Source organism: Agrococcus sp. HG114 (assembly GCF_024723325.1).
Classification (GTDB): domain Bacteria; phylum Actinomycetota; class Actinomycetes; order Actinomycetales; family Microbacteriaceae; genus Agrococcus.
On sequence record NZ_JANQCH010000001.1, the window covers coordinates 83,593 to 96,716 of the forward strand.

10 protein-coding genes are annotated in these 13,124 nt (G+C 73.3%); 3 read left to right on the plus strand and 7 right to left on the minus strand.

Annotated features, from left to right (window positions below):
• Window positions 1-22: 22 nt before the first annotated feature.
• Genes NWP09_RS00380 through NWP09_RS00395 form a run of 4 tightly spaced genes read right to left on the minus strand, consistent with a single transcriptional unit; the run spans window position 23 to window position 6,263 of the window.
• Window positions 23-1,555, minus strand: coding sequence for an FAD-binding oxidoreductase (locus NWP09_RS00380; protein ID WP_258273561.1), 1,533 nt, complete (start codon window positions 1,553-1,555; stop codon window positions 23-25).
• A complete protein-coding gene (locus tag NWP09_RS00385; protein ID WP_258273562.1) occupies window positions 1,552-3,291 on the minus strand; it encodes a glycerol-3-phosphate dehydrogenase/oxidase in 1,740 nt (579 codons plus the stop codon). The genes NWP09_RS00380 and NWP09_RS00385 overlap by 4 nt, the downstream gene beginning before the upstream one ends.
• Before the next feature lies 1 nt (window position 3,292).
• A complete protein-coding gene (locus NWP09_RS00390) occupies window positions 3,293-4,816 on the minus strand; it encodes an FGGY family carbohydrate kinase (protein ID WP_258273563.1) in 1,524 nt (507 codons plus the stop codon).
• Between the two features lie 10 nt (window positions 4,817-4,826).
• Window positions 4,827-6,263 (minus strand): MFS transporter, encoded by a 1,437-nt coding sequence (locus NWP09_RS00395; RefSeq protein ID WP_258273564.1) that lies wholly within the window; start codon window positions 6,261-6,263, stop codon window positions 4,827-4,829.
• 215 nt (window positions 6,264-6,478) lie between these two features.
• On the opposite strand from NWP09_RS00395, the gene NWP09_RS00400 reads away from it, so the two are divergent.
• Complete coding sequence (locus NWP09_RS00400) at window positions 6,479-6,985, plus strand: hypothetical protein (protein WP_258273565.1); 507 nt, start codon at window positions 6,479-6,481, stop codon at window positions 6,983-6,985.
• A 3-nt stretch (window positions 6,986-6,988) separates the two neighbouring features.
• Here the strand turns inward: NWP09_RS00400 and NWP09_RS00405 are convergent, their stop codons facing one another.
• Complete coding sequence (locus tag NWP09_RS00405; protein ID WP_258273566.1) at window positions 6,989-7,498, minus strand: flavodoxin domain-containing protein; 510 nt, start codon at window positions 7,496-7,498, stop codon at window positions 6,989-6,991.
• A gap of 228 nt (window positions 7,499-7,726) precedes the next feature.
• On the opposite strand from NWP09_RS00405, the gene NWP09_RS00410 reads away from it, so the two are divergent.
• On the plus strand, window positions 7,727-9,154 hold the full coding sequence (locus NWP09_RS00410) for an NAD(P)/FAD-dependent oxidoreductase (protein WP_258273567.1): 1,428 nt from the start codon (window positions 7,727-7,729) through the stop codon (window positions 9,152-9,154).
• A gap of 112 nt (window positions 9,155-9,266) precedes the next feature.
• Here NWP09_RS00410 and NWP09_RS00415 read toward each other — a convergent pair whose 3' ends face one another.
• Together NWP09_RS00415 and NWP09_RS00420 are read right to left on the minus strand one after the other, a co-directional pair.
• The gene (locus NWP09_RS00415; protein ID WP_258273568.1) at window positions 9,267-10,559 is read right to left on the minus strand and encodes a cation:proton antiporter; all 1,293 of its coding nucleotides are present in this window, start codon (window positions 10,557-10,559) and stop codon (window positions 9,267-9,269) included.
• Window positions 10,560-10,629: 70 nt separating this feature from the next.
• Window positions 10,630-10,995: a hypothetical protein gene (locus NWP09_RS00420; RefSeq protein WP_258273569.1), complete on the minus strand. Its 366-nt coding sequence runs from the start codon at window positions 10,993-10,995 to the stop codon at window positions 10,630-10,632.
• 489 nt (window positions 10,996-11,484) lie between these two features.
• On the opposite strand from NWP09_RS00420, the gene NWP09_RS00425 reads away from it, so the two are divergent.
• On the plus strand, window positions 11,485-13,017 hold the full coding sequence (locus NWP09_RS00425; RefSeq protein ID WP_258273570.1) for a lipase maturation factor family protein: 1,533 nt from the start codon (window positions 11,485-11,487) through the stop codon (window positions 13,015-13,017).
• The last annotated feature ends 107 nt before the right edge of the window (window positions 13,018-13,124 follow it).

Here is a 13,124-nt window from a genome sequence, read left to right on the forward strand (position 1 = left end):
CAAGGCACTCACGCTCGCGATGCTAGCGAGCGAGCCCCAGCTTGCCGGGGTTGAGGATGCCCTGCGGGTCGAGCGCGCGCTTGACCGTCTGCAGCACGTCGAAGGCGCCGCCGAGCGAGGGCTCCATGAACCGCGCGCGCAGCAGGCCGACGCCGTGGTGGTGGCTGAGGGTCGCGCCGTGGCGGATGATCACCGCGTTCGCCGCGTCCCATGCCGCCTGGTACCAGTCGGCGCGGTCCTCGACCGCGACCTCGCCGCGCAGGCTGAAGTAGAGGCATGCCGAGTCGACGTACGCGTGCGACTGGTGCGCGGAGCCCGCGAGCGTGCCGGGCACCTGCTGCAGCGCCTCGACGACCTCGTCGTAGATCGCGGGCAGGTCGCGCCAGCGGCCGATCATCTCGAGCGTGTCGGCGACGAAGCCCGGGCTCTTCGTGAAGCCCTCGGCGCTCTTGCCCGTGAGGTAGCGCGTGTCGAGCCAGCGCTCGAAGATCGCGTCGCCGTCGAGCTCTGCGCCGCCCACCCGGCGGCACACGTCCTCGGCGATCGCCATGCCGGCGTCGACGAGCCCCTGCGGGCCCTCGTCGGCGATGAGCAGCACGTGCCGCTCGGGCTCGTCGAACTGCAGCCCGCTCTCGAGCGCGTCGTAGAGGCGCAGCGCGCCGGGCGTCGCGCCCTCCTGCATGATGAGCCGGCACGCCTCGAGCCCGTCGGCGAACGAGTCGAACGCGTAGGCGATCGCGCGGCCGTAGTCGGGCAGGCGCTCGAGCTTGAAGCGGATGCGCGTGATGACGCCGAGGACGCCCTCGGAGCCGATGAACAGCTGCATCAGGTCGGGGCCGACCGCGGCGCGCGCGGTGCCGCCGAGCGTGATCCTCTCGCCGTCGGCGAGCACGACGTCCATGCCGACGACCATGTCCTCGATCTTCCCGTAGCGGGTCGAGAGCTGGCCGGCGCCGCGGCACGCGACCCAGCCGCCGACCGTCGAGATGCCGTACGAAGAGGGCCAGTGGCCCATCGTCATGCCGAAGTCGCGCTGGATCGTCTCCTCGAAGATGTCGCCGAACATGCCGGCCTCGACCTCGACGATCTGGCTCTGCTCGTCCCACGAGACGAGCTTGTCGAGCCCGCACACGTCGAGCACGATGCCGCCAGCGAGCGGGAGCGCCGCGCCGGTCACGTTCGACCGGCCGGCCGAGACGGTGACGGGGATGGCGTGCTCGGAGGCGATCCGCATGACGCGCTGCACCTGCTCCTCGGTCGAGACCTTGACGATCACCGCGTCGATGACGGCGGGCTCGCCGCTCGTCTCGGCGACCATCGTGCGCGCCCACCAGTCGCGCGTGCCGTGGATGACGCCCGCCTGGTCGGTGATGACCTCGTCGGATGCGCCGCGCAGCTCGGCGAGGACGGCCTCCGGGACCGGCGTGGTCGCGATCGCGAGCGACGCGCGCTCGGCGGGCGCCGGGGTCTCGGGCGCCCAGTGCGGCTGCGTGGGCGCGCCGACGGTGTAGTTGCCGCGGTTGTACCCGCGCTTCACTGCTTCCTTGCTGATCATGCTCGCTGTCCCATCTGTGCTGTCTCGAACTGGTCCGCCGTCCTGCTCGTGGCCGTGTAGCCGAGCAGGATGTCCTTCTCCTTGGTCGTGGCGGCGCGGTAGGCCGCGACCTGCCGCTCGCGCTCGGCGTCGCTGAAGCCGAGCTCGCGCTGCAGCAGCTCCGCCACTCGCTGCGCCGCGTCCGCCGATGCGTCGCGCGCCTGGATGCGGCTGCGCGTGCGCCGGCTGAGCACGTCGTCGACGTCGCGCGCGAGCTCGTGCCGGGCCGCATAGACGACTTCCGCCTCGAGGTATGGGAGCCCCGCGACGACCGGCGTGTTGAGCTCGGGCTCCGCGGCCAGGATCTGGCTCACGAACGCCGACTCGGTGCCATAGCGCTCCCCCAGGTGGGCGCGCAGCCCGCCCGAGGCGACGACCGCCTCCGGGTCGTAGCCCGCGGCGCCGAGGAGGTACGCGTCCTTCGTCCGCACGCGCCTGCGCTCCCCGAGCACCGCCTGCGCGGCGTCGATCGTCTGCTCCGCCATGTGGCGGGAGGTGGTGAGCTTGCCGCCCACGACCGTCACCAGCCCGTCGGGGTCGGTGCGGATCTCGTGGTTGCGCTTGACCTCGATGGTCTTGCCCCCGGGCGGGGCGACGAGCGGGCGGGTGCCGGCGATCGAGCCGAGCGCCTCCTCGGGCTCGATGTCGATGTCGAGCGCCGATCGCGCCCCGTCGAGCAGGAAGTCGAGCTCCTCGCGCGTGCAGTGGACGTCGTCGAGATCGCCGGTGTAGTCCTCGTCGGTCGTGCCGAGGTAGGCGGTGTCGCCCCACCGCGTGATCGTGGCGCGGCGGTTGCGGCCCGGCACCGGGATGGTGACGGTGCAGTCGTTCTGGATCTTGAGCCACGGCACGGCGACGTGCACGCCCTTCGCGGGGCGGATGTTCGGCACGTCCACGTCCTTGCCGGCCCCGTTCCAGTCGCGCAGCCACGAGCCGACCGCGATGACGACCGCGCGCGAGCGCACGGCGATCTCCTCGCCGTCGACCTCGACGACGACGCCGGCGACCTTCCCGGCCTCGCGCCGCACATCCGTCACCTTCGCGCCGTTGAGCACGGCCGCGCCGTGGAACGCCGCGGTGCGGGCGATGCCGAGCGTGAGGCGCGCGTCGTCGGCGCGCGCGTCGAAGTAGAGGAAGCCGCCGTCGAGCCGGTCGGCCTTGAAGGTCGGGCAGTGGGCGAGCACCTCGCTCTTCGAGAGCTTCTGGTGCAGGATGCCCTCGCGCCAGCCGCCCGCGAGGTCGTACGTCCACAGCAGCGACTCGAAGCCCGCCGCGAGGCGGCGGTCGAACACGCCGCCGACGCTCAGCACGGGGAACAGGAACGGCAGGCGCTGCACGAGGTGCCGCGCGTTGCGCCGCAGCCGCTGCCGCTCGAGCAGCGAGTGGCGCACGAGCGGCAGGTTGCCCTGCTCGATGTAGCGCAGGCCGCCGTGGATCATCTTCGACGACTTCGACGACGTGCCCGAGGCGAAGTCGTCCTTCTCGAGCAGCGCGACCTTGAAGCCGCGGAGCGCGGCGTCCATCGCCGCGTAGGCGCCGGTGATGCCGCCGCCGACGATGACGATGTCGAAGCGCTCGCTGCGCAGCCGCTCGGCCTGCTCGGCGCGCTGCAGCCGCAGCGGCTCCGTGATCGTCATCCGCTCGCGATCCCGGTCGGTCTTGCGGGCGGGCAGGCCCACCATCTTGGCCGCAGCCATCTCAGTCCCCCTCGTTCTCTCCGGCGCGGGCGAGCCGCACCTCCAGCTCCACTCGGGCGCGCCACGCGCGCACCTGCTCGTCGCGCGCCGCGCGCTCGAGCCGCGGCTCGAAGACCGCCTCCTCCTGCAGCAGCGCCGCGGCCGACTCGAGGTCGGGCCACAGCGTGCCGATGCCGCCGAGGAACGCCGCGCCGCGGAGGCTCGCGACCTCCGTCGCGCGCAGCCGCCGCTGCGGCACCTGCGTGAGATCCGCCTGCAGCTGCAGCAGCGGATCGCTCTGCGCGAGCCCGCCGCCGACGAGCATGCTCGTCACCTCGACGCCAGCAACCTCCGCGTCCGCCTCGAGGCTCCACGCGACCGACTGGGCGATGCCCTCGAGCACCGCGGCCGCGATGTCGGCCTTCGTGGTCGAGAAGTCGAAGCCCGTGAGCATCGACTTCACGCGCGGCTCCACCACGGGCATCCGCACCCCGGTCATCGCCGGCAGGAACTGCACGGGGTTCGAGCGCGACGCGGTCGCGGCCGCCTCGGAGATCGCCTTCGCGTCCGGGAACCAGCCGAGCGAGCCGCAGATCCAGTCGAGCGCGCTGCCGGTCGCGGCGGTGAACGTCTCGACGCTGTAGCGGGAGCGCTGCTGCGCGCGCCACGCGACGAGCGCGAGCGCCCCCTCGTAGAGCCCGGGCCGCTCGGGCAGCCGGTCGCCGAGGTTGAGGTCGACGAACGAGCCGGTGCCGTGCACGCACATCGCGTCGCCCGCCTCGAGCGTGCCGAGGCCGAGCATGCCGGCGTGCTGGTCGCCGAGCACCGCGACGACCGGCACCTCGATGCCGAGCACCGCCGGGTCGGTGACCCCGAAGTCGTGCTGGTCGTCGTGCAGCTCGGGCAGCAGCTCGCGCGGGAAGCCGAGCGCGTCGAGGTAGTCGGTCGCGTACCGGTGCTCGCCGAGCAGGTACGCGCCGCAGCTCGTCGCGTTCGTCGCCGACGTCGCGAGCGGCCGGCCCTGCACGAGGTTCCACAGCAGCCACGTGTCGACGGTGCCGAAGCCCAGCCGGCCGGCCCGGTGCGCCTCGCGCACCCGCTCGTCGCGCTCGATGAGGAGCGCCGCCGTGAGGTACGGCGAGCGCACGCCGACGGGGCGGCCGACGCGCGGCACGAGCCAGTCGTCCCACTCGGGCGCGAGCGCCGCGAGCTCGTCGGCGTGCCGCGTGTCCTGCCACACGATCGCGGGCACGAGCGGCTCGCCGGTCGCGGTGTCCCACAGCACCGTGGTGGCGCGCTGGGTGGCGATCGCCAGGCCGACGACCGCCACCCCCTGCTCCCGGGCGTCCGCGACGGCGTGCCGCACCGCATCCGTCGTCTTCCTCAGGATCTCGGCGGCGTCCTGCTCGACGACGCGAGCGCTCGGCGACGAGACGGCGAGGCGCTCGTAGTGCAGCCCTCCCACCGTGCCGTCGGCCGTGACCCACGCGGCGCGCGTGCCGGTCGTGCCCTCGTCGATGGCGATGATGCCGTGACGGATGCCCATGGTCGCGCTCCTAGCGGACGAGCTCGGGCTCGCGCGCGGCGTCGTCGGCGAACTGCGGTGCGTCGAGCTCCTCGTCGGGGCTCACCGCGGCGCGCGTCGGCTCCCACTTGATGACGCTGCAGATGATGCAGGCCGTGAGCGGGACGAGCGCGAGGATGAGGAACGTCGTGCCGAGGCCGAGCTGGTCGCGCAGGAGCGGGAACACCATGAGGCCGAGGGCCGCGCCCAGCGAGCCGATCGCCCCGATGATGCCGTTCGCGCCCGCGCGCAGCTCGCTGCGGAACGACAGCGTCGACAGGCTCTTGCCGTTCGCGCCCGGGCCGCCGGAGTGGAACAGGATGAACAGCGACGGCACGATGAACGCGAGCCACAGCGGCATGCTCTCGAAGAACAGGCCCATCGTGACGAGCATGAGGAAGACGGCGCCGAAGCCGATCGCCGATGCCTTGCGGAGGCCCAGCTTGCCGGCGATGAACGACGACGAGAAGCCGCCGATGATGCCGAACACGTTGAACACGAGCGTGCCGAGCGTCGCGAGCACGAAGTCGCCCTCGCCGAACAGCGCGATCGAGATGATCGGCAGGTACCAGCCGACCGCGAAGTACTGGATGGACTGGGCCATCTGCACGGTGGAGGCGAGGATCGTGCGGGGCAGGTAGGTGCCGCGGAAGATGAGGGCGACGTTGCGGACGCCCTTCGTCGCGAGGTTGACGACCGGCACGCGGTCCTCGACCGGCGCGGCCTCGAACTGCTCCTTGTAGATCTTCGTCATCGACGCGGCGGCGCGCTCGAGGCGCTCCTTGCGGGCCAGCCAGGTCGGGCTCTCGACCATGAACGTCGCCTGCAGGATGAAGAGCGTGAGGGCCACGACGCCCGCGGCGCCGACCGCGTAGCGCCAGATCGCGTCGCCGACGTTCCAGTTGTAGAACATGATCGCGAGCAGCAGGTTCGAGCAGACGGCCGTGTACCAGATGCCCTGCCACGTGTTCAGGCGGCTCTTGAAGCGAGCGGGCGTGAACTCGGCGAGCAGCGCCATCGCGATCGCGAAGTCGATGCCGTAGGCGGCCCCGACGAAGAAGCGGCCGGCGACGACGAGCTCGAAGGTCGGGGCGAACGCGGCGATGCCGGCGCCCGCGAGGGCGAGCACCTTCGCGAGCAGCAGCGGCGGGATGCGGCCCCAGCGGTCGGCCATCCAGCCGCCGATCGGGTTGAACGCGAGCGCGACCCACGACGCCATCGAGGTGAGGATCGCGATCTGCGTCGGGCTCAGCTCCATGTCGCGCGTCATCGGCCCGAGCCCCGCGCTCAGCGCGGAGTTGGAGAACGCGTCCAGGAACAGCCCGCCGAGCGCGAGCCACCAGATGACGCCGGCCCGGCCGCGGATGCCGGTGCGCGAGTCGATGTAGGAGACGACGTCGGAAACGCCGTGGAGGATTCTCGTTGCCATCGGTAGTTGACCTCTCTGTCAGCCCCGACAGGTGCAACGCCTACATGAGAAAAGGGCACACGAAGAACTCCTGTCAGGAGTCTTCGTCTTGCCCTGTGGACAGGACGATACACGGGCGTAACAGGAGCCGCAAACCCGACCGTCCCGGCACTCGGCGGCGCTTCAGGCTGCAGCCCTAGCCTCGGGAATCCGACGGCACCGCGGAGGAGGCGACCATGGCAGACCGAGAGCGACCCCGCGCATCCGCCCACGCCAATCTCTCGACGTACCTGAACGAGCACCTGCTCGCCTCAGAGGGCGGCGTGCGCGCCTTCCACGCGGCGGCGAAGACGTTCGAGGGCTCGCCGCACGAGCAGGCGCTGCTCGCGCTCGCCGACGAGGTCGACCGCGACCGGCGCGACCTCGCGCGCATCATCCAGGGGCTCGGCTACCGGCCGAAGGGCTGGAAGCGCGTGCTCACCGTCGTGCTGCGCGCGGGCGGCAGCGTCAACCCGGTCAACCTGCTGCGGCTGCGGCGCAGCTCGATGGCGCAGTTCGAGCTGGACTTCCTCACCGGCGCGGTGCGCGCGAAGCTCTCGATGTGGCAGGCGCTCCTCGAGCTGAGCGAGACCGACCCGCGCCCCGACCGCGCGCTGCTCGACGACCTCGTGCGGCGGGCCGAGCACCAGATCGCCGAGCTGCAGCGCATCAGCCGCGAGACGGTGCGCGAGCGCTTCGCCTGAGCGTCAGCGGCCAGTCGCGAGCGCCGCGTTCGCGATCGTGCGCGCCCACTCCGCCGCGCGCTCCGTCTCCCCGTCGAGGAGCGGCCCGCCGTAGTCGTGCACGCGGAAGGACTCCTGCTTCATCACGATCTCGAAGCCGAGGCTCCGCAGCTCCTGCTTCGCGGCCCGCGCGGCTGAGCCGGGGAGCCGCGGCTTGTCGACGCGCGTGTCGAACGTCGCCGCGAGCGTGCCGCGCGTCGGCTCGAGCTCGTGCAGCCACTCGCGGATGCCGCGACGCGGCGCGTGCGGGGCACCGTGCTGGTCGACCGCGTTCTGCCGGGTCGACGGCCGCGACATCGAGAACGCGTGCGTCGGGCCGCCCACGACCACGAGGTCGAACCCGTCGGTCGAGCGGGCCGCCGCATCCGCATCGACGATCTCGACCTCCATCGACTGCCCGAGCTGCTCGGCGATCGCGCGCGCGACCGCCTCGGTGTTGCCCCACAGCGACTCGTAGACCACCAGCGCCCGCATGCTCGCCTCCTGTGCTCGTGCTCCTGGCTCGGCGCCAGGCTACGAGCGCGACCGCGGGGGCGCGAGGCGCCGGTTCGGCACGACGCGGTGCTCGGCGGCATGTGCCGCCATGGCGCACCCGCGGCGCCGACGCCGCAGCGGAGGTTGCGGGCGTAGCCTGCGGGCGCAAGGCTTGCGACGTGCCCGGCCGGGCCCGACGCATCCGCCCCACCGAACCCTGGAGGCCGCATGACCAGCGCCGTCGTCGTGGGCGCGGGGCCCAACGGGCTCACCGCCGCCGCGGTGCTCGCGCGTGCCGGGCTCGAGGTGACCGTGCTCGAGCGGCTCGACACGGTCGGCGGCGCGAGCGCGTCGATCCCCGCGTTCGGCGACCAGGCGATCATCGACCCGGGCGCCTCGGGCCACCCGTTCGGCATCACGAGCCCCGCGTTCCGCGCGCTCGGGCTCGAGCAGCACGGGCTCGAGTGGGTGCACGCCGACTACCCGATGGCGCACCCGCTGCCCGGTGGCCGCGCGGCGGTGCTGCACCGCGACGCGGAGCAGACGGCGCGCGAGCTCGGCGTCGACGCGAAGGCGTGGCTGCGGCTGCACGCGCCCGCGACCGACGACCCCGAGGGCACCGCCGAGGCGATCCTCGGGCCGCTGCTGCGCTGGCCGAAGGACCCGGTGCTGCTCGCCCGCTTCGGGCTGCGCGGCGCGTGGCCCGCGACGCTGCTCGCGCGCTCGGTCTTCCGATCGGGCGCCGCGCAGGCGCTCTTCGCCGGCTCCGTGACGCACGCGACGCTGCCGCTCGGGCATCCGCTCACGAGTGCGTTCGGCGTCGCGTTCGGCGGCGTCGGCCACTCGGCCGGGTGGCCGTTCGCGAAGGGCGGGTCGCAGTCGATCGCGGATGCGCTGCGTCGCGTCGCGGAGGACGCGGGGGCGAAGGTGCGCACGGGCGTCGACGTCACCGACCTGCGCGAGCTGCCGCTGGCCGACCTCATCCTGCTCGACATCACCCCGCACCAGCTCCTGCGCCTCGCGCACGGCCGCATCGAGGGGCTCTACGCGAAGCGGCTCGAGCGCTGGACGTACGGCCCCGCCGTCTCGAAGCTCGACCTCCTGCTCGACGGGCCCGTGCCCTGGGAGGACGAGCGCGTCGCCCGTGCCGGCACCGTGCACCTGGGCGGCACGCTCGCCGAGATCGCGCACGCCGAGCACGAGGTCGCGGTCGGGCGCATGCCCGAGCGGCCGTTCGTGCTCGCGACCCAGCCGAGCGCCGCCGACCCCGAGCGCGCGCCCGCGGGGAAGCACACGCTGTGGGCCTACGCCCATGTGCCGCACGCGTGGCCGGGCGACGCATCCGCCGCCATCGAGGCGCAGATCGAGCGGTTCGCGCCGGGCTTCCGCGACCGCATCGTCGAGCGGCGGCCGATGCCACCCGCGGCGCTCGAGCTGTGGAACCCGAACCTCGTTGGCGGGTCGATCGGCGGCGGCTCGCTCATCGGCACGCAGCAGCTCGCGCGGCCGAAGCTCGCGAACCCCTACCGGGTGCCGATGGCCGGGCGCGTGTTCCTGTGCTCGTCGTCGGTGCCGCCCGGCGGCGGCGTGCACGGCATGAGCGGCTGGCACGCGGCGCACGCCGCACTGCGCGAGATCGGCGTGCACGAGGGGTGAGGCACGGGCGGCCCGGCAGATCGGTCGCCCCGCGTGCCGCCGGGCGCGCAGAGCGGTCGGCGAGTCGCCGGGTGGCCGATCTGCCGGGAGCCCCGGGCGCCTCGGCTGCGCGTCACACCGGCGTCGCCTCGACCGGGCCGGCGCTCGCCTCCGCCCGCCGGGCACGCCGCCGGTCGACGTAGCGCATCACGGGGGTCGCGGCCACGCCGTGCACGAGGATCGAGCCGAGGATGACTGCGGCGACGATCGCCCAGAGCCGCTCGCCGTCGGGGAAGTCGCCCGCCTGCAGCGCGTACGCGATGTAGAAGAGCGACCCGACGCCGCGCACGCCGAAGAACGCGATGACGCCGCGCTCCCTCGGGCCCGTCTTCCCCGGCGTGAGGGCCACGAGCGCGGTGAGCGGACGGATCACGAACAGCAGCACGACCACGAGCAGGAGGTCAACGGGGCGCAGCGCCTCGAGCAGGCCGTCGGCGACCGCACCGCCGAGCAGCACGAGCACCGCGACGGTCAGCAGCCGCTCGATCTGCTCGACGAACTTGTGCAGCACGGCGTGGAACCCGTGCGTGCTCTCGGCCGCTCGGATCGTCGTCGCGCACACGAAGACCGCGATGAACCCGTACCCCTCGGCCATCTCGGTCACGCCGTACGCGAGGAACGTCGCCGCGAGCGCGACGAACCCCTCCGCCTTCTCGGTGAGCTGCAGCCGGTCGGCGATCGACGAGAAGAACAGCCGTCGCAGCAGCCATCCGGCGCCGAGCCCGCCGAGGACGCCGACCGCGAGCCGCCAGCCGACGTCGAGCAGGATCCACTCCCCCAGCCACGCGCTCGGCGCGATCCCCACGAGGCTGACCGCGATCGCCGCGTAGGTGAAGGGGAACGCGAGCCCGTCGTTGAGCCCCGCCTCGGACGTGATCGCGAAGCGCGCCTCGTCGTCGTCGGCATCCTCGTCGTCGGTGATCGGCTCGCTCACCTGCACCTCGGTCGCGAGCACCGGGTCGGTGGGGGCGAGCGCAGCGCCCAGCAGCAGCGCGCTCGCGAGGCCGAGGCCGAGGCCCGCCCAGCCGAGCAGCGCCACGGCGGCGATCGACAGCGGCATCGTGATCGCGAGCAGCCGCCACGTCGTCGACCAGCGGCGCCAGCCGAGCCTGCGGTTGACCGCGAGCCCGGCGCCCATGAGCGACACGATCACGCAGAGCTCGGTCAGGTGCAGGGCGAACTCGGGATGCTCCATCGGATCGGGCGTCGGCAGGTCGGGCAGCAGCACGAACGCGAGCATCCCGGCCGCCACGAACACCATCGGCATCGAGACGGGCAGCCGTCCGAGCGCCCGCGGCAGCAGCGCCGCGGCCAATGTGGCGACACCGATCGCGGCGTAGATGGTCCCGGCCTGGTCAATCGACATCTCCGGCCTCCTGCCGTCAGGCAGGAAGCATCGCACACGAGGCCCGCGCCGCCGCCGTACGCGAACACCTTCACGGAAGCGCGATGAACAGGCCGGGCGGCGAGGGGACGAAGCCGACCTCCACGCCGCCGCGCTCGTAGACCGGGGGACCCTCGGAGCCGAGCGCGTTCCAGCCCTCCGCGATGAACTGCCGAGAGATCTGGTCGAGCAGGGCCGGCTGCCCGCCGAACTCGAGGTAGAGCATCCGGCTCATGCGCTCGGTCTGCACCGTCTCGTCGACGTACCCGCACGTCGGCGACCCGGGCAGCGCGAAGCCCAGCGCCGCGTCGAGCGCCGCGAGGTCGTGGGGCTCGACCGCGCGCACGAGCCGGTCCGGCGCACCGGGGAGACCGCAGTCGGCGAGCGCGGTCGCGGGTGAGGGCGAGGGCGGCGGCACGGTGCTCGCGGGAGGGGTGGGCGCCGCGCGGGCGCCGGCGGTCGCGGACGCCGTGGGCGGCGACGACGCCTCCGTCGGCGAAGCGGACAGGATCGGCGAAGGGGACGGGATCGGCGAGGAGGACGAGGACGGCGAGGGCGGCGCGAGAGAGCCCGGCGGGCCGCCGCACGCGGAGACGCAGAGCATCGCCGCGAGCATCGCGATCACGAGCAGCGTGCGCGGCGTGGCCGCTGCTCCTTGGCGAGCGCTCACCGAGCACCTCCTGCGCTGCAGCTCCGGCGCGCGCTGGCGCTCGCCGGGCGCCCGCATCGTACTCCGCGACGTGTCGGCGCATCAGGGGCGAGTTGCACCGGTCGGGCCAGTGATCAGCGCAGGGCCGGCCGCCGCGGTGCGGCCTGGCGGGCGGCCCTTGCTCGCACGTCCGCGGCTCGCGAGAGTGGTCTCGATGCGCCGCGCTCCGCACGGTGCTCGACCAGCGGGAGGTGTGCGATGGAGTGGGCGGCCTGGCTCGACGCCCCGCACGCCGAGCTCGCCCGCCAGGTGCTGCAGCGCGGCACGGCGGCCGTCTTCGCCGTCGCGCTCCTCTCGACGCTGCTGCAGTTCCCCGCGCTGCTCGGCGAGCACGGGCTGCAGCCGGCCCCGCGCTACATCGCCGCCGGCGGCCTCGACGGCCAGCCGAGCATCTTCCGGTGGCACTACTCCGACCGGTTCCTGCGCATCCTCTGCCTCGTGTGCATCGCGATCGCGCTCGCCCTCGTCGCGGGGCTGCCGCAAGCGGGGCCGCCGTGGCTCCCGCTGCTCGCGTTCCTCGTGCTGTGGATCGTCTACCTCTCGATCCTCCCGATCGGCCAGGTCTTCTACGGCTTCGGCTGGGAGCTGCTGCTGTGCGAGGCGGGGTTCCTCGTCGCGTTCCTCGGCTCGGCGCAGCACGCGCCGCCGACGCTCGCGCTGCTGCTGATCGTCTGGCTCGTGTTCCGGCTCGAGTTCGGCGCCGGCATGATCAAGCTGCGCGGCGGCCGCGAGTGGCGCGACCTCACCGCGCTCATGTACCACCACGAGACGCAGCCGATGCCGGGGCCGCTCAGCCGCTGGGCGCACCTCGCGCCCGCGTGGTGGCACCGGCTCGAGGTGATCGGCAACCATGTCGCGCAGCTCGTCGCGCCGTGGGTGCTGCTCGTCGCGGTGCTCGGCTCGGTGGTGGCGGATGCGGTGGGGGCCGGCGCGCGGGACGGCTCGGCCTCGCTCGTGCTGGCCGCGATCGCGACCGGCGCCGCCGCCATCATGATCCTCACGCAGGGCTGGCTCGTCATCACCGGCAACTTCGCGTGGCTCAACTGGATCACGATCGTGCTCGGCTTCGCGGCCGTCGACGATCGCGTCGTCGCGTGGCTGCTGCCCGCCTGGCCGTCGACGCGGGCCTACGAGCCGACGCCCGTGTGGTTCAGCATCCTCGTCGCCGTCGTCTTCCTCTGGTACGTGTGGCTGTCGATCCCGTCGGTGCGCAACCTCGCGTCGCGGCGCCAGCTCATGAACGCGTCGTTCAACCGGCTGCGGCTCGCGAACGCCTACGGCGCGTTCGGCACCGTCACGAAGCGCCGTGACGAGATCGTCATCGAGGGCACGCTCGCCGATGCGCCGCGCGACGACGACTGGGTCGAGTACGCCTTCAAGGGCAAGCCCGGCGACGTGCGGCGCGTGCCCGGCTGGTTCGCGCCGTACCACCTGCGGCTCGACTGGCTCATGTGGTTCCTCGCGCTCGGCTCGCACGGCCTGTGGTTCGAGATGCTCCTCGTGCGCCTGCTCGAGGCCGACCGCCCCACCCTGCGGCTGCTCGCGGGCGACCCGTTCGACGGACGGCGCCCCCGGTGGGTGCGGGCCCGCGTCTACCGGTACCGCTTCGCGACGCGCGCCGAGCGCCGCGAGACGGGGCAGTGGTGGATGCGCGAGGGCGGCTCGGTGCTCGTGCCGCCGGTGGGTGCGCCACGGCCGAGCTCGGCGGCGGACGAGGGCGACCCAGGCTGAGTCCGCCCTGCGTCGCGCGCCGCAGCGATCGGCGACCGGCGCTCATCGCGCGCGATCGAGCGGCGCTGCACGTACACCTGCGGGGCGGCCGCCGATGCGGGGCAGAG

Coding starts and splice junctions, on each gene's coding strand:
- NWP09_RS00390 (WP_258273563.1), bottom strand. CDS start 4,816: ATGGGCATCCGTCACGGCATCATCGCCATCGACGAGGGCACGACCGGC.
- NWP09_RS00410 (WP_258273567.1), top strand. CDS start 7,727: ATGACCAGCGCCGTCGTCGTGGGCGCGGGGCCCAACGGGCTCACCGCC.
- NWP09_RS00380 (WP_258273561.1), bottom strand. CDS start 1,555: ATGATCAGCAAGGAAGCAGTGAAGCGCGGGTACAACCGCGGCAACTAC.
- NWP09_RS00425 (WP_258273570.1), top strand. CDS start 11,485: ATGGAGTGGGCGGCCTGGCTCGACGCCCCGCACGCCGAGCTCGCCCGC.
- NWP09_RS00400 (WP_258273565.1), top strand. CDS start 6,479: ATGGCAGACCGAGAGCGACCCCGCGCATCCGCCCACGCCAATCTCTCG.
- NWP09_RS00395 (WP_258273564.1), bottom strand. CDS start 6,263: ATGGCAACGAGAATCCTCCACGGCGTTTCCGACGTCGTCTCCTACATC.
- NWP09_RS00405 (WP_258273566.1), bottom strand. CDS start 7,498: ATGCGGGCGCTGGTGGTCTACGAGTCGCTGTGGGGCAACACCGAGGCG.
- NWP09_RS00385 (WP_258273562.1), bottom strand. CDS start 3,291: ATGGCTGCGGCCAAGATGGTGGGCCTGCCCGCCCGCAAGACCGACCGG.
- NWP09_RS00415 (WP_258273568.1), bottom strand. CDS start 10,559: ATGTCGATTGACCAGGCCGGGACCATCTACGCCGCGATCGGTGTCGCC.